Annotated in this window: 15 protein-coding genes and 2 tRNA genes; 11 read left to right on the top strand and 6 right to left on the bottom strand. The window is 67.4% G+C overall.

Annotation, left to right across the window (positions count from 1 at the left end; genetic code table 11):
• The first annotated feature begins 15 nt into the window (after positions 1-15).
• The gene (locus CFREN_RS09790) at positions 16-624 is read left to right on the top strand and encodes a hypothetical protein (protein ID WP_209652248.1); all 609 of its coding nucleotides are present in this window, start codon (positions 16-18) and stop codon (positions 622-624) included.
• Positions 625-884: 260 nt separating this feature from the next.
• On the opposite strand, the gene CFREN_RS09785 is transcribed toward CFREN_RS09790, so the two are convergent.
• Positions 885-955 (bottom strand) — tRNA-Gln (locus CFREN_RS09785).
• Positions 956-1,141: 186 nt separating this feature from the next.
• Here CFREN_RS09785 and CFREN_RS09780 point away from each other — a divergent pair.
• The 9 genes from CFREN_RS09780 (at position 1,142) to CFREN_RS09740 (ending at position 11,716) form a co-directional block, all read left to right on the top strand.
• Complete coding sequence (locus CFREN_RS09780; protein ID WP_244979497.1) at positions 1,142-1,873, top strand: TetR/AcrR family transcriptional regulator; 732 nt, start codon at positions 1,142-1,144, stop codon at positions 1,871-1,873.
• Positions 1,874-1,921: 48 nt separating this feature from the next.
• Positions 1,922-5,563 carry a transcription-repair coupling factor gene (gene mfd / locus CFREN_RS09775; RefSeq protein ID WP_209652250.1) on the top strand — a complete coding sequence of 1,214 codons (3,642 nt, stop codon included), beginning with the start codon at positions 1,922-1,924 and terminating at the stop codon, positions 5,561-5,563.
• Positions 5,560-6,789: a MazG nucleotide pyrophosphohydrolase domain-containing protein gene (locus tag CFREN_RS09770; protein WP_209652252.1), complete on the top strand. Its 1,230-nt coding sequence runs from the start codon at positions 5,560-5,562 to the stop codon at positions 6,787-6,789. The genes mfd and CFREN_RS09770 overlap by 4 nt, the downstream gene beginning before the upstream one ends.
• A gap of 224 nt (positions 6,790-7,013) precedes the next feature.
• Positions 7,014-7,715 carry a lytic transglycosylase domain-containing protein gene (locus CFREN_RS09765; RefSeq protein ID WP_425321492.1) on the top strand — a complete coding sequence of 234 codons (702 nt, stop codon included), beginning with the start codon at positions 7,014-7,016 and terminating at the stop codon, positions 7,713-7,715.
• A gap of 146 nt (positions 7,716-7,861) precedes the next feature.
• A complete protein-coding gene (gene eno / locus CFREN_RS09760; RefSeq protein ID WP_035123120.1) occupies positions 7,862-9,142 on the top strand; it encodes a phosphopyruvate hydratase in 1,281 nt (426 codons plus the stop codon).
• Between the two features lie 145 nt (positions 9,143-9,287).
• Positions 9,288-9,851 (top strand): FtsB family cell division protein, encoded by a 564-nt coding sequence (locus CFREN_RS09755; protein ID WP_070519256.1) that lies wholly within the window; start codon positions 9,288-9,290, stop codon positions 9,849-9,851.
• A 142-nt stretch (positions 9,852-9,993) separates the two neighbouring features.
• Positions 9,994-10,524 carry a DUF501 domain-containing protein gene (locus tag CFREN_RS09750; RefSeq protein WP_035123119.1) on the top strand — a complete coding sequence of 177 codons (531 nt, stop codon included), beginning with the start codon at positions 9,994-9,996 and terminating at the stop codon, positions 10,522-10,524.
• Positions 10,521-11,537: a Ppx/GppA phosphatase family protein gene (locus tag CFREN_RS09745; RefSeq protein WP_209652254.1), complete on the top strand. Its 1,017-nt coding sequence runs from the start codon at positions 10,521-10,523 to the stop codon at positions 11,535-11,537. The genes CFREN_RS09750 and CFREN_RS09745 overlap by 4 nt, the downstream gene beginning before the upstream one ends.
• 105 nt (positions 11,538-11,642) lie before the next feature.
• Positions 11,643-11,716: transfer RNA gene (locus CFREN_RS09740), tRNA-Leu, on the top strand.
• Positions 11,717-11,744: 28 nt separating this feature from the next.
• Here CFREN_RS09740 and CFREN_RS09735 read toward each other — a convergent pair.
• From CFREN_RS09735 to fepB, 5 genes are all read right to left on the bottom strand, one after another.
• On the bottom strand, positions 11,745-12,590 hold the full coding sequence (locus CFREN_RS09735) for a siderophore-interacting protein (RefSeq protein WP_209652256.1): 846 nt from the start codon (positions 12,588-12,590) through the stop codon (positions 11,745-11,747).
• Positions 12,591-12,677: 87 nt separating this feature from the next.
• Complete coding sequence (locus CFREN_RS09730; protein WP_209654557.1) at positions 12,678-13,484, bottom strand: ABC transporter ATP-binding protein; 807 nt, start codon at positions 13,482-13,484, stop codon at positions 12,678-12,680.
• 191 nt (positions 13,485-13,675) lie between these two features.
• The gene (locus CFREN_RS09725) at positions 13,676-14,698 is read right to left on the bottom strand and encodes a FecCD family ABC transporter permease (protein ID WP_209652258.1); all 1,023 of its coding nucleotides are present in this window, start codon (positions 14,696-14,698) and stop codon (positions 13,676-13,678) included.
• On the bottom strand, positions 14,695-15,747 hold the full coding sequence (locus tag CFREN_RS09720) for a FecCD family ABC transporter permease (protein ID WP_244979498.1): 1,053 nt from the start codon (positions 15,745-15,747) through the stop codon (positions 14,695-14,697). Before CFREN_RS09720 ends, CFREN_RS09725 begins: the two co-directional genes overlap by 4 nt.
• Complete coding sequence (gene fepB, locus CFREN_RS09715) at positions 15,744-16,745, bottom strand: Fe2+-enterobactin ABC transporter substrate-binding protein (RefSeq protein WP_209652260.1); 1,002 nt, start codon at positions 16,743-16,745, stop codon at positions 15,744-15,746. Before fepB ends, CFREN_RS09720 begins: the two co-directional genes overlap by 4 nt.
• A gap of 162 nt (positions 16,746-16,907) precedes the next feature.
• Between fepB and CFREN_RS09710 the strand changes: the two genes are divergently transcribed.
• Positions 16,908-18,563 carry a helix-turn-helix transcriptional regulator gene (locus tag CFREN_RS09710; protein WP_209652262.1) on the top strand — a complete coding sequence of 552 codons (1,656 nt, stop codon included), beginning with the start codon at positions 16,908-16,910 and terminating at the stop codon, positions 18,561-18,563.
• Positions 18,564-18,585: the final 22 nt, after the last annotated feature.

Below are 18,585 nucleotides of genomic sequence, written 5' to 3'. Positions count from 1 at the left end.
AGGGCGCTTTTCGGGATGAAGCCGGAGACGTCGATCTTCGGCGTCGAGCTGTGGTTCGGGCCGGGTGGCATCGCCGCCGGCGTCGGTGGAGTCGTCCTCGCCGCCGCGGCATGGGTGCGCGCCTGGCGGGAATCCCGCAACGCCGACGAAAAGTTGAAACTCCAGCGGGTGGCCGACGAGGAGAAGCTGGAGTTGGAACGGGAGAAGATCCGCCTTGAAGAACGAAACGCAGATCTTGCCGGCCTGCAAGCGTTGACCACCGAACTGCGCTCGGACCTCTCACGAATCCGGGAGGACCTGACCGAGACCCGAAAAGATCTCGACGAGGAACGCCGCCGGGGCGAGAAGACTCGGCGCGACCTCGATGCAGAACGGCGGCGCACCGATGAGGCGACGGAGAAGATCGACGCGCAGGGAAAAGAGCTGGCGCGGTTGGCTGATGAGCGGGCCGAGGCGTGGAAACTCGTCCGACGCCTTGCCAGTCATATCCGCGCTCGCGAGGAGTGGACGGTCCTGCACCTTCAGCCGCGGCCACCGTCGCTGGAGTTGATCCCGGACGACGTCGTCCACATTGTGTTCCCGGACGGTGGCCCGTACCCGCGCGAGCCTCCGGACACGTCGTGACGCACGGTCACCGCACGAGCACTGCCCCGGCCGCCGCCCCTTTGACGGGCAGCGGTCGGGGCCGTTTTCGCATTTGAGCGGCGCGTTCATCACCGCGGGGGAGCGGTGGGCAGCCGCGATTCCGTGGCTCATTTTTGGCTCACTTTTGGCTCACAAAGACGCAGAAACAGGCGTAAAGAGGCGTAAAGATACCCCCGTCCGAAAAACCGAAAACCCCCGCTGGCCTGCATTTAAGCAGGTCAACGGGGGTGGTCGTCCGGCTCCCCCGCCAGGACTCGAACCTGAAATGCCTGAACCAAAATCAGGAGTGTTGCCATTACACCACGGGGGACCGGTGCTGCCCGGGGACGATCGGTTCGACCAGGCGGGCGATGTCGGTGCTTTCCATCGCCGGCTGCTCGCGGTCGTCGCGTGCGTGCACCGCGCATCAGACTAGCAACTTCCGGTGCGGCATCCCGCAATCGAGGTGGTGGACCGTGGTCGGGCGGTCCGGCGCGGCTTCGATAGGCTCTGGGGCATGGGAAATCCGGGAAACGACGTTCGCAGGCGCATGAGCGGGCCGGAACGTCGCAGGCAGCTTCTCGACGTCGGCCGCGGGGCGTTCGCCGAGCGTGGCCTCGATGGCACGTCGATGGAGGAGATCGCTTCCCGGGCGGGGGTGTCGAAGCCGGTGGTGTACGAGCATTTCGGCACGAAGGACGGCCTGTACCGCGAGGTGGTGGCCGAGGAGATGGAGCGTCTGGAGCGCGTCATCGCCGAGTCGATTTCGAAGGGCCGGTCGCGTGCCCGCATCGAGCGGGCGGTGGTCGGTTTGCTCGAGTACGTGGAGGAGCACACGGACGGGTTCACCATTCTCGCCCGTGATCCCGCGTCGACGTCGGGCTTGGCGACGTTGCTGGGCAACGCCACCGGCCGGGTGTCCCATATTTTGGGCGCCGCGTTCGCCCGTGCGGGGCTCGACGAGTCCCATGCCGTGTTGTATTCGCAGGCGCTGGTGGGCATGGTGTCGCAGACGGCGCAGTGGTGGCTGGACGAGCGCACGGGGTCGCGGGAGGGCCCGGCGATGGACCGGGAGACGGTGGCGGCGCACATCGTGAACCTGTGCTGGAACGGGCTGGCCGGCATGGAGTCTCACCCGGTGTTGCGCGGCGACGTCGAGGGCCCCGCCGCCGAAGAGGGCGCGGTGCTCGGGGCGGGCGCCGAGGCCGATCCCGCCGACCGGGTCCGCCGTCTCAACGACCGTGGCTGACGGCTGCACCCGACCCGCCGCCCACCCGACCCATGCACGAAAAAGCAGATGATCGCGAGGACCGTGAACAACACCAAAAACGCCAAGGCCGTGCCGATGGTCGCCCCGTTGTCGGGGCTGGCCCAGGTGGTGGCGGGTGAACCGCAGCTGCGCGGCGTCGTCAAGCATCTCGGCGACCCGGAGCTGCACCTGACCGGCAACGACCGCGTCCGCCCGTACCTCATCGCGGCGCTGGCGGCGAAAACCCCCGTGCTGGCGGTGACCGCCACGGGCCGGGAGGCGGAGGATCTGACCGCGGAGTTGCGTGCGATGCTCGGCGAGGGCGCGGCGATGTTCCCGTCGTGGGAGACGCTGCCGCACGAGCGGCTGTCGCCGGCGGTGGACACGGTGGCCACGCGCCGGGCGGTGCTGGCCGGGATGAAGTCGGGGAAGGTCCGCGTCGTCGTCGCGGCGGTGCGGTCCCTGGTGCAGCCGGTGCTCGACGATGGAGCCGAACCGATCCGCCTCGCCGTCGACGCGGAAGTGCCGGACCTGCCGGAAAAGCTCGAAAGCCACGGCTACTCACGGGTGGACATGGTCGGCCGCCGCGGCCAGTTCGCGGTGCGCGGCGGCATCGTCGACGTGTTCCCCGCCACGGCCGACAACCCGGTTCGCGTGGAGTTGTGGGGCGACGAGATCACGGAACTGCGCCTGTTCTCCGTCGGCGACCAGCGCACCATCTCCGAGGAGGAGGGCGCCGCACCGTTGGGCGCCGTCGACGTCCACGCCTGCCGGGCCCTGCTTCTCGACGACGACGTTCGGGCGCGCGCCGGGGAACTCGCCGGCGAGCGTTCCGGTGACGTGCAGGAGATGCTCGTGCGCATTTCGGAAGGGCAATGGGTCGACGGGATGGAGGCCCTCATCCCGTTGCTCACCGACCGGCCCCTGGTGCCGCTGACGAAACTGCTTCCCGACGGCGCCCACACGCTGCTGTGCGGGCCGGAACGCATTCGTTCGCGTGCCGCGGACCTCATCACCACCGGCGAAGAGTTCATGGCCGCCGCATGGGAAACCGCGGCGATGGGCGGCGGCGCGCCGATCCCGTCCGACGGACTGGAGGCCAGCGCCTACCGACACATCGACGACGTCCGCCGCGCCCCCTGGTGGACGATGTCCCCGCCCGGCATGCTCGACGGCGGCGTCACCGAAGACGACGTCCTGCCCCTGACCTACGAGCCGGGCCCCGAACCGCGCGGCGACCTCAAGGCCATCGGCGCCATGATGGCCCAGCTGCGTCAAGCCACGGTCGACGGCCAACGAGTCGCCTATGTGGCGGGCACGCCGGCCGGCGTTCGTCGTCAAGCCGAAAAGTTCCGGGAGGCCGGCATCGCCTGCCGCATCGCCACCGGCCCCGAACAGCCCGAACCCGGACGAATCACCGTCTACCAGGGCGTCAGCCACGGCGGCCTGGTGTTCCCCCGCACCGACGGCGGCGCACTGACCGTCATCGCCGAAGCCGACGTCACCGGCAACCGGGTCACCGACATCGGCGGCGGACGCCGTAAACCCGCCAAACGCCGCAACCGCGTCGACCCGCTGGCCCTCACCGCCGGCGACTACGTCGTGCACGACACCCACGGCATCGGGCGATTCGTCAAACTCACCGAACGCACCATCGGCACCGGCGATGACATGGCGCGGCGCGAATACGTCGTGCTGGAATACGCCTCCGGCAAACGCGGCGGGCCGCCCGACCAGCTCTACGTGCCCATGGAAAGCCTCGACCAGCTCACCCGCTACGTCGGCGGCGAAAAACCCACCCTGTCGAAGATGGGCGGCTCCGACTGGAAGAGCACCAAACGCAAGGCCCGCGGCGCGGTCCGCGAAATCGCCGAGGAACTGGTCAAGCTCTACGCCGAGCGGCAGGCCGCGCCGGGCCACGCCTTCGCGCCCGACTCGCCGTGGCAGGCGGAGATGGAGGACAACTTCCCCTTCGCCGAAACCGAGGACCAGCTCACCGCCATCGCAGAGATCAAGGCCGACATGGAGAAGCCCGCGCCGATGGACCGCGTGCTCATCGGCGACGTCGGCTACGGCAAAACCGAAGTGGCCCTGCGCGCCGCGTTCAAGGCGGTGCAGGACGGCAAGCAGGTGGCGGTGCTCGTGCCCACGACCCTGCTGGCCCAACAGCACCTGGCGACGTTCTCCGAGCGCATGGAGGGCTTCCCCGTGACCATCCGAGGCCTGAGCCGCTTCACGTCGACGCGCGAGGCGAAGGAGATCATCACGGGGCTGGCCGAGGGCACCGTCGACATCGTCATCGGAACCCACCGTCTGCTGCAGACCGGCGTGACGTGGAAGGAGCTGGGCCTGGTCATCGTCGACGAGGAGCAGCGCTTCGGCGTCGAGCACAAGGAGCACATCAAGGCGCTGCGCAACCACGTCGACGTGCTGACGATGTCGGCGACGCCGATCCCGCGCACCCTGGAAATGTCGATGGCCGGCATCCGCGAGATGAGCCAGATCCTCACCCCGCCGGAGGACCGCCATCCCGTGCTGACGTACGTCGGCGCGCAGTCGGACAAGCAGATCGCCGCGGCCATCCGCCGCGAGCTGCTGCGCGACGGCCAGGTGTTCTACCTGCACAACAAGGTCAGCACCATCGACAAGGCCGCCCAGAAGGTCCGCGACCTGGTGCCGGAGGCCCGCGTCGTCGTCGCTCACGGCCAGATGGGCGAGGACATGCTCGAACGCACCGTCCAGGGGTTCTGGGACCGCGAGTTCGACGTGCTGGTGTGCACGACGATCGTGGAAACCGGCCTGGACATCGCCAATGCCAACACGCTGATCGTGGAAAACGCCCACCACATGGGCCTGTCGCAGCTGCACCAGCTGCGCGGCCGGGTGGGCCGTTCCCGCGAACGCGCCTACGCCTATTTCCTGTATCCGGCGGACCAGACTTTGACGGAAACGTCCTACGATCGGCTGTCCACCATCGCGCAGAACAATGATCTCGGCGCGGGAATGGCCGTGGCGATGAAGGACCTGGAAATGCGCGGCGCGGGAAACGTGCTCGGCGCGGAACAGTCCGGCCACATTTCCGGCGTCGGTTTCGACATGTACGTCAGATTGGTCGGCGAGGCGGTCGCCGCGTTGAAGGCGGTCGCCGACGGCGAAACGCCCGACGCGTCGGCGCAGGAACCGAAGGAGATCCGCATCGATTTGCCCGTCGACGCGAATATCCCGGCGTCCTACGTCGATTCGGAGCGGCTGCGCCTGGAGGCGTACAGGAAGTTCGCGTCGGCGCAGGCCCTGGAGGACGTCGACGTCGTCCTCGACGAGTTGTCGGACCGGTACGGGGAACCTCCGGTGGAGGTGCAGCGGCTCGCGGCGATTTCCCGATTGCGCATCATTTGCCGCGAATTCGGCGTGCATGAAGTTCAGGCGACGGGTTCGCACATTAAGATCGGGCCCATGGAGCTCGCCGATTCGAAGCAGGTGCGTTTGAAGCGCCTGCATCCGCAATCGACGTATCGGGCCGCATCGCGGACCGTTTCCGTGGCCGTTCCGAAGGAAGGGAAGGGCCTGCGAGCCAAGCCGGTGCGTGATGTCGCGCTCGTTCAGTGGGTCGCGGATTTCCTGACCGGCATGGCGGGAATTCCCGTCATGGACATCGTCGGCGGCGCTCACGGCGGAAAGGATCGGAAATGACCATCATCGTGTTGGACCCGCGGTTTCCCACCGCAATTCCCCTGGAGGCGGCGAATCTGCTGACGGGGGAGGTGGCCTACACCGAAGAGGTGTCGATCCGCATCCGGTGGGCGATCGCCGACGCCGGCGGGCGTTCCGTCTCGGAGGCGGAGGTGCTGGTGACCACCGACGTCGACAACGACGAGGTGGTTGATCGCATCGCCGCGGGGGAGAAGGTGTACGGCGTCGGTCTCGACGAGGCCCCGTCGCCCGCCGCCGTCGCCGCCCCGTCGCCCGCCGCCGTCGCCGCCCCGGCACCGTCGTCGGCGCCGGCTGCGTCCGAGGGCACGGAGGCTGCGACGGTTGCAGCGGATGCAGAGAACGCCGAAGGGTCCGAGGACGCGAAGTCTGCCGGGGCCGCATCGGGGGGTTCCCCGCAGGGCTCCTCGCAGGCGTCCGCCTCGACGCTTGACGACGACCCGTCGTCCGGCACCGCGGCCTTCGGGGCCGGAGACGCCGAGCGTTTCCCGCGGATGGCCGAGGCCATCGACGTGATGGCCGCCGCCCGCCGCACGGGGGAGTGGGAGGCCGGCCAGACCCACGCGAGCCTGCTGCCGTACCTGATCGAGGAGGCGTTCGAGTTCATCGACGCCGTCAACGAGGGCGGCGACATCCGCGGCGAGCTGTCGGATCTGCTGCTGCAGGTGCTGTTCCAGGCGGAGGTGGCCGACGACTTCGACATCGAAGACGTCGCCGGGGCGTTCGTGGACAAGATGCGTTCGCGCAAGCCGTACCTTTTCGACGGTTCGCGCGACATCGGCGAGGGCGCGGAGCTGATGCCGGTGGAGGAGCAGGAGGCCGCGTGGGCCGCCGGTCGCGGAGGCCCGCGGTCGCAGCCCGCCGAGTACCTGCCGGCGCTGTCGCTGGCGGAGGAGGCCATCCGCCGCGCCCGGCAGCTCGGCCTGTCGGATTCGGACATCCCCGTCGAGCTGATGTGCCCGACCCCGGGCCTGGAGTTGGAGTCGGGCTGCGAGGCCCGCACCCGTTTCGTCGCGCGCGAGTTCCTGGCCCACCTCGATTCGCTGGGTCAGCCGGAGCCGACCGCCGACGCGGAGGCCACGGCCGACCATGCCGAGCCCGTCGCCGGGGACGAGTACCCGAGCGAGTACCCGGAGGACTACCCGGACTACCCGGACGGTCCGGACTCGACCGGCGATTGGTCGGTGCCCGTCGACACGATGCGGTGACGGCCTTTCCCCGTCGGGCCGCCTGATCCGTAGGATGGGCACCCGTGTCCGACTTCGCTGATTCCCGTGGCGGCGGCCGACGTGGCAAGCGCCGCGACGTGCCGTCGTGGTCCGGTGACGCCCGGGGCAGGTCCGGGAAGAAGGGGCGGCGCCGCAATTCGGGGTGCGGTTGCCTTGGCTTTACGACGGTCGCCGTGTTGGCGATCATCGCGATGGTCGGGGCGATGACGATGTTCGTCGGGCCGGTGGAGGCGCCGTTTTCCAAACAGCCGATCCCGGACAACGTCCCGCCGGCGGCGGCGGAGCCCGCACCGCACATCGACGTCCACGCCCCCGGCCGCAGCTCCGATCATCTGGCCCAGTGGGCGCAGCCCATCGCCGAGGCCACCCGCATTCCCGCAGCCGCCGTGCGCGCCTACGGCAACGCCGAAGTCATCGCCGCCGAGTCCTGGCCGGAATGCCACCTGACGTGGAACACCCTGGCCGGTCTGGGGCAGGTGGAGACCCGCCACGGCACCTACACCGGCAACTGGATGAAGCCGGCGGAGATCGAAGACGACGGCGTCGTGCGTCCGCCGATCATCGGAGTGCCCCTGGACGGCTCCCCCGGATTCGCCGAAATCCAGGACACCGACGGCGGCGCCCTCGATGGCGACCCGGAGTTCGACCGCGCCGTCGGCCCGATGCAGTTCATCCCCGAGACGTGGCACCGCTACGGCGTCGACGCCAGCGGCGACGGGGTCGCCGACCCCCACCACATCGACGACGCGGCGGCATCCGCGGCGCGTTTGCTGTGCTCCGGCGGCCGCGACCTGGCCACCGCCGAAGGATGGACGTCGGCGATCCGGTCGTACAACCAGTCCGACGAATACGTCCGAGACGTCCGCGACGCCGCGGCGAACTACGCCCTGAACCAACCCGCCTGACGGCCGTTCGGGCCGCCCGGCGGGCGTCGTCGTCAAGCCGCCCCCCATCGGGGTTCGAAACCGGGGTTCCCGCGGCGGCGCGATCCGCGCAAACGTGCCACAATCGGAAGCATGTGGCCGGAAGGGTTCCGGCGGAAAGGTGACATATGGCTGCCCCCATCATCGGACTGAACGCGCTCGAAATCCTGGACTCCCGCGGAAACCCGACCGTCGAGGTCGAGGTCGCACTGGAAGACGGCTCGATCGGCCGCGCCATGGTGCCCTCCGGCGCCTCCACCGGCGAGCACGAGGCCTACGAGCTGCGCGATGGCGGCGACCGTTACCTCGGCAAGGGCTGCCAGAAGGCCGTCGAAAACGTCCTCGAGGCCATCCAGGACGAGCTGCTCGGCGAGTTCGCCGACGACCAGCGCAAGATCGACAAGCTGATGATCGATCTGGACGGCACCCCCAACAAGAAGAAGCTCGGCGCCAACGCCATCCTCGGCGTGTCCATGGCCGTCGCCGACGCCGCCGCCCAGTCCGCCGGCCTGGAGCTGTACCAGTACGTGGGCGGCCCCAACGGCCACGTCCTGCCCGTGCCGATGATGAACATCCTCAACGGCGGCGCCCACGCCGACTCCGGCGTCGACGTCCAGGAGTTCATGATCGCCCCGATCGGCGCCGAGACCTTCTCCGAGGCCCTGCGCGTCGGCGCCGAGGTCTACCACTCGCTGAAGAAGGTCATCAAGGACAAGGGCCTGTCCACCGGCCTGGGCGACGAGGGCGGCTTCGCCCCCTCCGTCGACTCCACCCGCGCCGCCCTGGACCTGATCAACGAGGCCATCGAGGCCGCCGGCTACAAGCTGGGCGAGGACGTCGCCCTGGCGCTCGATGTGGCGTCGTCGGAGTTCTACGAGGACGGCGTCTACAACTTCGAGGGCGGCAAGCACACCGCCGAGGAGATGGCCAAGGTCTACGGCGAGCTCGTCGAGGAGTACGCCATCGTCTCCATCGAGGACCCGCTGGACGAGAACGACTGGGACGGCTGGGTCGAGCTGACCAAGCAGATCGGCGACAAGGTCCAGCTGGTCGGCGACGACTTCTTCGTCACCAACCCGGCCCGCCTGGCCGAGGGCATCGAGAAGAACGCCGCCAACGCCCTGCTGGTCAAGGTCAACCAGATCGGCACCCTGTCGGAGACCTTCGAGGCCGTCGCCGTCGCGCACAACAACGGCTACAAGTCGATGATGTCGCACCGCTCCGGCGAGACCGAGGACACCACCATCGCCGACCTGGCCGTCGGCCTGAACTGCGGCCAGATCAAGACCGGTGCCCCGGCCCGCTCCGAGCGCGTGGCCAAGTACAACCGCCTGCTGCGCATCGAGCAGCAGCTCGGCGACGCCGCGGTCTACGCCGGCCGCTCCGCGTTCCCGCGCTTCAAGAAGTAGGCGACGATAAGTAGGCGACTGCGGCGCCCCGCCCCGGCCCGATGACGGGCGGGCGGGGTGAGCCGGAGGTCGGCCGAGAAAAAGGGGCCGGGTCGTTCATCGACCCGGCCCCTTTCGGCATGGCCCGGCGGGTATGATTCCGGGCATGGGTACAACAGCGCGAGGCCGCCGAGGGCGGGGGACGACCGCCGCGCCCGCGTCGAATCGGCGGGCGGGCGGCGGCCTGGGGTCGCTGACGACCGGCCAGACGCTGACGATGGCCGCGCTGCTGGTGTTCCTGGTGCTCACGCTGGCCATGCCGCTGCGGACGTTCGCCGAACAACGCGCCGAACTGGCGGAGACCCGGGAGAACATCGCCCGGATGGAGGAGCGTACCCGCGAGCTGCAGGCGGAGAAGGAGCGTTTCTCCGACCCCGCCTACATCAAGGAGCAGGCCCGCATTCGGCTCGGCCTGGTGGAGGAGGGGGAGACCCCGTTCCGCATCATCGACCCCGCCCTCGGCGCGGTTTCGGGGGAGGACCCGGTCGGCGAGGAAGCCGCGCCGGCGAAGCCCTGGTACGAGCAGCTGTGGGATTCGGTGTCGCTGCCGCCGGAGGAGGAGAAGCCCGCCAACCCGGCCCGCGACGAGGCGACCCGCCCGGATCGGTTGCCGACCGTCCCCGAACCGGAGCCGGAACCCGGGCCGGAGGCGGAGCCCCACGTCGAATAATGGGTCCCGATGCCGGTAAGGTTGCCACCCGGCCGGTGCCTTTTTTTCGGGACGTGGCCGCCGCCGTCGTCGTACGGCAAGAGTTTTATGACAAGCCCGTGAATCACCCCGGCCGCCCGCCGGCGGGGACAGGAGGATCGCCGTGACCGTAGACCCCGCAGACCTGGAGGCCGTGGCCGTTCAGCTCGGCCGCGCCCCGCGAGGCGTTCTGGAGATCTCCTACCGCTGCCCGGACGGCGCGCCCGGCGTCGTCAAGACGGCCCCGCGCCTGGACGACGGCACCCCGTTTCCGACGCTGCACTACCTGACGGATCCGAGGCTGACGGCCGAGGCGTCGCGCCTCGAGGTCGCCGGCGTCATGCGGGACATGTCGGCGCGTTTGCTGGAGGACGAGGAGCTGGCCGCGGATTACCGCGCCGCCCACGAGCACTACCTGCGCGAGCGCAACGCCATCGAGGATTTGGGCACCGATTTTTCGGGCGGCGGCATGCCGGATCGGGTGAAGTGCCTGCACGTGCTCATCGCCTATGCGCTGGCCGAGGGGCCGGACCATTTCCGCTTGGGCACTGAGGCGGTGGCGTTGGCCGCCGAGGGCACGGGCCTGCGCGGCACGGCGATTCCGGCGGACTGGCCGACGTGCGCCGACCTCGGCATCGAGAGGAGCGACGGATGACCCGCTTCGGGGCCGTGGATTGCGGCACGAATTCGATTCGCCTGCTCATCACCGACGTCCGCCGCGGCGACGATGGCGTGCTGGAGCTCACCGAGCTGCATCGCGTGATGGAGATCGTGCGTTTGGGCGAGGGCGTTGACGCGACGGGTCGTCTGGCCGACGCCGCCTTGCAGCGCGTTCGCGAGGCACTGACCGGTTTCGCGGAGCTCATGCGCGTCGAGCGCGTGGAGGCGGTGCGGATGGTGGCGACGTCGGCGTCGCGCGATGCGTCGAACCGCGACGATTTTTTCTCCATGACCCGCGAGATCCTCGCCGATTGGGGCGTGGAGGCGCAGGTCATTTCCGGTGACGAGGAGGCTGCGCTGTCGTTTCGCGGTGCGGTCGACGATTTCCACCCGGAGGAGGGGCCGTTTTGCGTCATCGACGTCGGCGGCGGTTCGACGGAGGTCGTCGTCGGCGATTACGACGGCACGGTGCATGCCGCGGCGTCGGTGCCGATGGGCAGCGTGCGTCTGACGGAGCGTTTCCTCGTCGATTCGCCGCCGACGCCGGAGCAGCTGAAGCGGGCGCATGATTACGTCGCCGGTCAGGTCGAGCGGGTGCTGGCGGAGGTGCCGGTGGCGGGGGCGCGCACGATCGTGGGTTGCGCGGGCACGTACACGACGTTGTCGGCGTTGGCGCAGGGTCTGGAGACGTACGATCCGTCGGCGATTCACCTGTCGACGTTGCGTTTCAGTGCGTTGCGGTCGTTGAATCAGTCGGTGTTGGCCACGGATCGTCGGACGTTGGCGGAGAATCCGGTCATGCATCCGGGTCGCGCCGATGTTTTCGCCGGCGGGGTGATGGTCATCGACGGTTTGATGGACATGTTCGAGGCGGTCAATGGCGCGGCGAAGGAGAAGGGTTCCCGCGGGGATGCGGTGCCCTTGGAGTTCCACGTCAGCGAGAAGGATATTCTCGACGGCATCGTCGCCGGTTTGGTCGACGAGCGCCTGGCCCGCGCGCAAGGTTAGGTCCCGTCCGGCGCCGCGCAGGTGCCCGCCTGCCGGCACGGCTGGGCGGGTTTCCCGCGACTTTTTGCTTTGCGACGGCCCGCGTGGTGCGTGGGTCGTCGTCAAGCCCCCGTGGCCCAATTGGCAGAGGCAGCGGACTTAAAATCCGCGAGTTGCGAGTTCGAGTCTCGCCGGGGGCACCGTTTCGGGGCATGATCTGCAGCGGATTCAGATCGGCAACGATAGGTCGTCGACGGACTCCATGCCGCGGCCTTCTGCGGCGAGCCGTTCGTAGACCTCTTTGCGATGTCGGTCGATATCCGTGTTGGAAACCCCGCGCTTCCAGTAGCCGAACACCGCGACATCCTCTTTCGGCAGACCCACAGTGCGGCGGAAATGCCGGCGGATGGTTCGTATTTCGTCGCGCTCTCCAGCTGCCCACACCCCCAGCCCGCGAGGATCGGCGAGACCGAGAGCCGCCGACGCCAACGGCGCCGCATCGGGCGAGTGGGCAGGATCGAGATGGATGATCTCGACGCCCGCTGGCCGATGGAGCTCCGCGACCGCCGCAAGATCGGACGTGCAGGCCCACGCCGTCCCCCAGTAGCCCGCCGGCCACTGGTCGAGGAGCGCTGCCAGTGCCGGGATCGCCGTGTCGTCCGCGAAAAGCACCACCCGCCGAGACTTGGGCCGCGGCACCACCGCATGAGGGCGCGGGCCAGTGAGCACTAGCACGTCACCGGCGGCCACGTCGCGGGACCAGCGCATCATCGGACTTTCGGTCCCATGCTGCACGACATCGATGATGGCCTCTTCAGAGTCGGCGTCATACTCGCGGACGGTGTACACGCGGGTGTGCCGGTCGTAGCGTTCGTCCAGGTAAAAGCGGATCGCGACGTTGGGCAGGGACCATTCCGGAACTGCTTGGCTGCCCGGCAGGTGGGCAGCGATGCGCAGAATCGAGGGCGATGGGCGGGTCACCGACGTGATCGTCGCCCGGTACTCCTTGATGTCCCGGTCATGGTCGGCGGCGTTGTCGAGACGAACGGGGGTTGGCCGATCGTGTGAAGTCATGTTCCTCTATCTCTTTCAATCTGTTCGGGTAGCCGCTGTGGTTCGTGGGGGAGCGGCGGTGTTTGCTGCGGAGGTCGGTGCTTCCGCTCAAACGTCGGTGGTGGTTATGCGCGTGGCCGCTGCGGCGACGGGGACGTACGAACGGGAGTCCCGGGGAATTACCAAAGGGCGGCCATTCCACGGGTCGGGCGTGACTGCGGCCTGAAGACCGAAGACTTCTTGCAACATCGGTTTGGTGATCACTTCTTCAGGGGGACCCGAAGATGCGATTCGACCATCGGCAACCACGATGACGTGCGTCGCATATCGAGCGGCCAGATTCAGGTCATGCAGAACCGCGACCATCGTCCGCCCGGAGTCATGGAGTCGGGAACATAAGTCGAGTACGCCCAGCTGGTGGGCAATGTCGAGATACGTGGTCGGTTCGTCCAACAGGATGATCGGCGTTTGTTGCGCGAGTAACATGGCGATCCATGCGCGCTGGCGCTGCCCACCCGAGAGTTCGTCGACGGGGCGGTGCGCCAGGTCTGCCAGCCCGACCTCGTCCAGTGCCGCTGCGACGGCCTCGCGGTCGGCGCGCGACGTTCCGCCCATTATGCCTTGATGTGGAAAACGTCCGCGGCGCACAAGGTCCCATACGGTGATCATCGGTGGAGCAGAGGGGGATTGGGGCAGGAGTCCGAGGCGACGGGCGACGGCCTTCGTCGGCATTGACAGGATGTCGGTGCCGTCGAGGATCACGGTGCCATGTGCTGGGCGCAACATGCGTGCCAGCGCGCGCAACAGGGTGGACTTTCCGCTGCCATTGGGTCCGATGATGACGGTGAACCCATCGGGCGGAATGCTCAGGGACAAGTCGGAGAAGATGGGCGCAGCCGCGTAGCCTAGCGTCATGGCGGTGCACCGCAGCTCAGGCGCGGGTCGCGCCCCCGGATCTGGCGGCGTGGGTGTCCCCTTTCGCAAGGCGGTTTCCTTTCCCACGGTGGTCTCCTTTCTCGTGATCAGGTGCAGTGCTGCCCGAAATCGTGGTGGTTGAGTGTTGGTTGAGAGGGGGGGATGACGGCGGTCCGCCTGTGGCGCGGTTGTCACGGCAAGCGGGTTACCAGCCCCATCAAATAGATGCCGCCCAGGAACCCGGTGACCAGTCCCACGGGGGTGCGCACGCCCATATCCGCGAATTGGGAAACGACATCGGCGCCGGCCAGCAGCACGGCACCAACGAGCATGGATCCGAATACCGGAACTCCGGGCCCGCGAACAGCGAAGCGTGCGATGTGTGGTGCGGCCAGCGCAATAAAGGCGATCGGTCCGGTGAGCCCCGTGGCGGCACCGATGAGCAATACGCCGACCGCGATGCCGGCGAGCCGGTCACGTTCGACTGCGACGCCCAGCCCAACGGCGGTGTCGTCCCCCATTTCCATCAGAGACAGCCGCCGGGCGATAACAGCCATGAAAGGCACCAGGATGGCCACCGTGGCCAGTGCTGCAAGCGCATGGGGCCAGCCTCGTCCGCTGAGAGATCCTGCGTTCCACTGCTGGACTAGGGCTGTGTCGTGGACATCCGCGCGGACGATCAAGACATCGGTGATCGCCGCGAGTGTAGCGGCGACCCCGATGCCCACCAGGATCAGCCGGGGACCGCCGACTTGCCTGCCCCGCAGGGCCAGGACATAGATGGCTGCGGCTGTGGCAATGCCGCCTAGTAATGCCGCGGCTGCGGTGGCAGAGACTCCTCCACCAAAGAAGAGGATCTGCGCAGTCGCGGCCGTCGCCGCGCCAGCGGTGAACCCGATGATGTCCGGCGAACCCAGCGGATTGCGCGAAATTGACTGGAACGCCGCCCCGGACACGCCCAGTGCGGCTCCGACGCATAATCCCGTAATCAGACGCGGGAGCCTGCGGGATTGTACTGACCGGACTGCCCGCGGCTCACCCTGGCCAAAAATGGCGTGCCACGTTTCACCCGGCGATAGGTCGATTTTGCCCAGCGTCAACTGCGCGTAACCGATGACTGCGATGAATGCGACGGTGATGGCACCGAGAACGAACGGTCGTGGCAAACGGGGGTGGACCAGTCGGGTGGGCCTCCGGACAACTGCGGTGTTCATGACCGGATCACCGCCGACGAGCGCACAAGTGCGATTAACAGAGGCCCGCCGAAAAGCGCGGTGGCGATGCCCGTCTGCAGATCTTGTGGGGCTGCGGCGATCTTTCCGATCGCATCGGTGACGACGAGCAGGATTGGAGCTGCGATGGCGATGCCGGGCAGCACTCGTCGATTGTCCGGTCCCAGGACCGCGCGAACGATGTGCGGTGCCGCCAGCCCGATGAAGGCGATCGGCCCGGCGGCCGCCGTTGCAGCGCCCGCAAGAAGTATCACGGACAAGCCCGCCGCACAGCGGATCAGCGGAAGGCTCGCGCCCACGCTGCGGGCGGAATCGTCGTCCAAGGACAGCGCGTTGAGAGGGCCCGCCAGCGCCAGCGCCAATAGGGCGCCCGCCACGATGAAGGGGGTGATGGTGAACACCACCTCCATGTCCCGTCCCTGCAATGAACCGACCGTCCAGAATCGGAATTGCTGGAATGTGTGGTCGTTGCCGAGGAGCAACATCGCCGTAAGCGACCCGGCGGACATGGAGAATGCCGCTCCCGCCAAAACGAGGCGGCCCGACGATGCGGATTCGCGGTGCGCGGCACCGACGGTGAACACCACGGCTGCGGCAATGGTCGCGCCACCGAAAGCAAACCAGATGTACTGGGATACCGAGGTTGCGCCGAACCAGGTGATCGCGGCGACGACGGCGGCGGCGGCGCCCGAGTTGATTCCGAAGACACCAGGGTCAGCCAGGGGATTGCGGGTGAGTGACTGCATCACCCCTCCGGCCATCCCGAGCGCGAGGCCAACCGCAATGCCAAGTACGAGGCGCGGCACTCTGGACTCTACGATGATCAAATGCTCCGAATCAGCTGGGTCAAAGGCGAATAGTGCGCCGACCACCGTGCCGGGTGCGATGCCGTTGGACCCGAACCACAGGCTCATGACTGCGGCGACGGTGAAAACAACTGCGGCGATGCCCACCATGAGCTTGTTCCGGGCCCGCATGTCCGTCACTGGGGCGGCGGATCGCATCGCTTGCGGGCAGCTGCGCTGGCTCATCGGGCGAACAAGTCCACGATGTGAGAGACGGTGAGTTTGGCGCTGTAGTAGTCCAGGCGGAACGAATGATCGCCCAGTGAGTAAACCTGTTCTTCCTTCACCGCCGGGATGCCGGCGAACAGCGGATTGCCGGTGAAATCCTTGACCGCCACCGGCCCACCGCTGGGCAGCAGGAACACCGCGCCGCTGTCGGCCAACACGTCCGGGATGTTCTCCTGGGTCACCACAGTGACCCCGTTTGGTCCACCATCGCCAAGTCGTTCCGGGAGGTCCGCGTAGGTAAAGCCGAGTTCCTGGAGGAGTTGGGCCTGAGCGCTGTCTTGGTCCAAGACCCACGCTCCTTCCGCACCGAGGTAGGACATGACGGTCACGGGCTTGGCTGGCGGGGCCACACGTCCTGATTGTTCCCCGACCCAGGAAGCGAACTCGTCGATGACGGCGGTGGCTTCCTCTTCGCGGCCAGTGAGCTCGCCGAGCATGGTGGTCAGATCCTGCCAGGACGGCTGACCGTAGTTGAGCATGACCGTGGGCGCGATGTCCGACAGTTGGTCGAACTCATCGATGGTGGCGTCGCCGCCGCTGGAGGAGCCGATGATCAGGTCCGGTTCCAGGGCATCGATGGCGTCGAGGTCGACATCGAAATTTGAGTACGCGACTTCCACGCCTCGTTCGACGGCAACGTCCGCCCATTGGACGAAGAAGCCGTTGTCGTCGGTGAGCATCGTCTTCGGCGGGGTGCCGGTTGCGATCACTGGCGCATCGATGGCCAACAGTGACCCCGTAATCGAGGGGGAAGTGGAGACGATCCGCATGGGTTGAGACTCGAGGGTGACGGAACCCGCTTCGTGGTCGAAGGTGCGTGGCCATTCGCCGGTGGCTGCGTCCGCTGCTGCACTGTTTGGGGTTTCGGTGCTGTCGGACTCAGTGGTGCAACCGCTGAGCAGAAGCGCAGCGGCCGTCGTTGCGGCGACGGCAAGCCTGATGAGGGGAATAGACATGGGGCCTTTCCTGGTCGTAGCGGAAAAACACGGGGTCAAGTGCCTGGGGCAGACATTGAACCCCGCGATTTCGCCAGTGTAGGGTGTCCTTATCTGATTAAGTTATCCTGAGTTGCCATTTGGATGACAGTGGTGCTGCGTGGTGGGAGGACGGAGAAATAGGTGACGCTCGAGGTCGGGGACGTGGATCGCATTCGAAGAATCGGTGTGCCCGCTCAAACGCTGGCCAGACGGGTTTGCCACCATCCGATGTTGGTGTGGGTGCGCACCGGGCAGGCCGATGTCCGCGCAAATGGGAACCGCGTTCGCGTCCACGCCGGGGCAGCCGCACTTGTCGCCCGCGGACAATCCCTTGGTATTGAGGTTTCGCGGGGCTCGGTGGTCATCCCAGTTGAACTGCGCACCGCCGGCGAGTCCCCCGTTGCGGCGGCACCACTGCAAGTCCTGAATGTGCCGGAAGCGATGACGGACAGGCTCATCTACGAGTTCGCGATGAACCTCGGGTATCTGCAGTTGGCCGCCGGGCACCATGGTTTCAGCGACGCGCTGTTGGGGGCGGTCGAACGCGCGGTGCCCCCTGGCGAATCTGTCCGTCGACGAGACGGGCAGCCGGAGCTTCCGGAACCGAGGAGTTCCCCCGACCGTCTGACGCTTCCTCTGCCGCATAGTCCACAGGCCCGTGCCGTCGCCGAAGCGGTGATGGCGGATTTGGCCGGTTGTCCCCCGTTGCATGAACTTGCGAGGGCGAGGGGCATAAGCGAGCGCACCCTCCACCGGCGCTTCTTGGACGAAACGGGGATGTCTCCGTCTGCGTGGAGAGCGGAAGCCCGGTTGCAGACTGCTTCTGAATTCTTGCGCCTGGGCAAGGAGGTCGGGTGGACAGCTCATCGTGTCGGGTATTCCGGGCCTGGGGCGCTATCGAAGGCATTCCGCTTGAGGTTCGGCATGCCGCCCAGCGCGTTCCGTCCGGAACGGTCCGGTCGCGAGCAACCCGTCGTTACACGTGAGAAAGTGGTGAATCGCGCTGAGAATTGTCTGTCGAGTGTGGGGGTGCCCGCCATTCCGCTTGGACACACCGGCGTGCGGATCAATGGTGCTCACGTTGTGTTGTGGATGTTCCGGGGTACAGCAACGGTGCGGATCGCGGGAAAAACGCTTGGCTTGAAAAGGGGTGACGTCGCCGTGTTGCCTGCCGGATCGCCGGTGGAGGTGGCCGTCGATGCCGGTGCCCTGGCTTTGCCGCTGGGGTATATCCCGGCTGGGATCGTCGGGCAGCCGCCGCGAGTGGCCTTTTCGGTGCCTACGGATGCGGAGTGGGAGGAGATTCTGCTGCATCGGGTCGTTTCCTCGTATACGCAGCTCAAGCCGAAAGGTGGGTGGGCGGTCAGCGTCCTTGACATCGTCGGGGGCATAACTCGGTGGGAGGGCGCCCCGCGCGGTGCGAAACGGCGTGTGCAATCGGATGTCCTGGCTGGACGCCAACGAGATCCGGACACATCGCTGTCAGCCGAATGGCTGGTGGACATCGCCGACGCGCGCTGGGCCACGGCGTCCCTGGCGGAGGTCGCCCGCCTTACGGGCGTTTCCGCCTCCGCCACGAGTGAGTGGTTCCAGCAGGCTACGGGCGTTCGGTATTCCGAATGGGCAATGATCCGGCGAATGACGTTGGCCAAGGCGAAAATAGCTAAGGGTATGCCATTACGGCGCATTGCGATCGACCTGGGATACTCGCAGACTTCGGCTTTCTCGCGTGCGTTTTCCAGCTTTCACGGGATCGGGCCTGCCGCCTACCGTGGCTCCGTCGTGCGCGTGGAATGAGGAGGTTGCGTTATGCGGTTAT

The sequence above is a fragment of the Corynebacterium freneyi genome, assembly GCF_030408835.1.
Classification (GTDB): domain Bacteria; phylum Actinomycetota; class Actinomycetes; order Mycobacteriales; family Mycobacteriaceae; genus Corynebacterium; species Corynebacterium freneyi.
This window is presented reverse-complemented; position numbering and strand designations above follow the sequence as displayed.

Excerpts from the sequence above, each read along its gene's own strand:
- CFREN_RS09790 (WP_209652248.1), top strand. The coding sequence starts at position 16 with ATGAAGCCGGAGACGTCGATCTTCGGCGTCGAGCTGTGGTTCGGGCCG.
- CFREN_RS09780 (WP_244979497.1), top strand. The coding sequence starts at position 1,142 with ATGGGAAATCCGGGAAACGACGTTCGCAGGCGCATGAGCGGGCCGGAA.
- mfd (WP_209652250.1), top strand. The coding sequence starts at position 1,922 with ATGATCGCGAGGACCGTGAACAACACCAAAAACGCCAAGGCCGTGCCG.
- CFREN_RS09770 (WP_209652252.1), top strand. The coding sequence starts at position 5,560 with ATGACCATCATCGTGTTGGACCCGCGGTTTCCCACCGCAATTCCCCTG.
- CFREN_RS09765 (WP_425321492.1), top strand. The coding sequence starts at position 7,014 with ATGACGATGTTCGTCGGGCCGGTGGAGGCGCCGTTTTCCAAACAGCCG.
- eno (WP_035123120.1), top strand. The coding sequence starts at position 7,862 with ATGGCTGCCCCCATCATCGGACTGAACGCGCTCGAAATCCTGGACTCC.
- CFREN_RS09755 (WP_070519256.1), top strand. The coding sequence starts at position 9,288 with ATGGGTACAACAGCGCGAGGCCGCCGAGGGCGGGGGACGACCGCCGCG.
- CFREN_RS09745 (WP_209652254.1), top strand. The coding sequence starts at position 10,521 with ATGACCCGCTTCGGGGCCGTGGATTGCGGCACGAATTCGATTCGCCTG.
- CFREN_RS09735 (WP_209652256.1), bottom strand. The coding sequence starts at position 12,590 with ATGACTTCACACGATCGGCCAACCCCCGTTCGTCTCGACAACGCCGCC.
- CFREN_RS09730 (WP_209654557.1), bottom strand. The coding sequence starts at position 13,484 with ATGACGCTAGGCTACGCGGCTGCGCCCATCTTCTCCGACTTGTCCCTG.
- CFREN_RS09725 (WP_209652258.1), bottom strand. The coding sequence starts at position 14,698 with ATGAACACCGCAGTTGTCCGGAGGCCCACCCGACTGGTCCACCCCCGT.
- CFREN_RS09720 (WP_244979498.1), bottom strand. The coding sequence starts at position 15,747 with ATGAGCCAGCGCAGCTGCCCGCAAGCGATGCGATCCGCCGCCCCAGTG.
- fepB (WP_209652260.1), bottom strand. The coding sequence starts at position 16,745 with ATGTCTATTCCCCTCATCAGGCTTGCCGTCGCCGCAACGACGGCCGCT.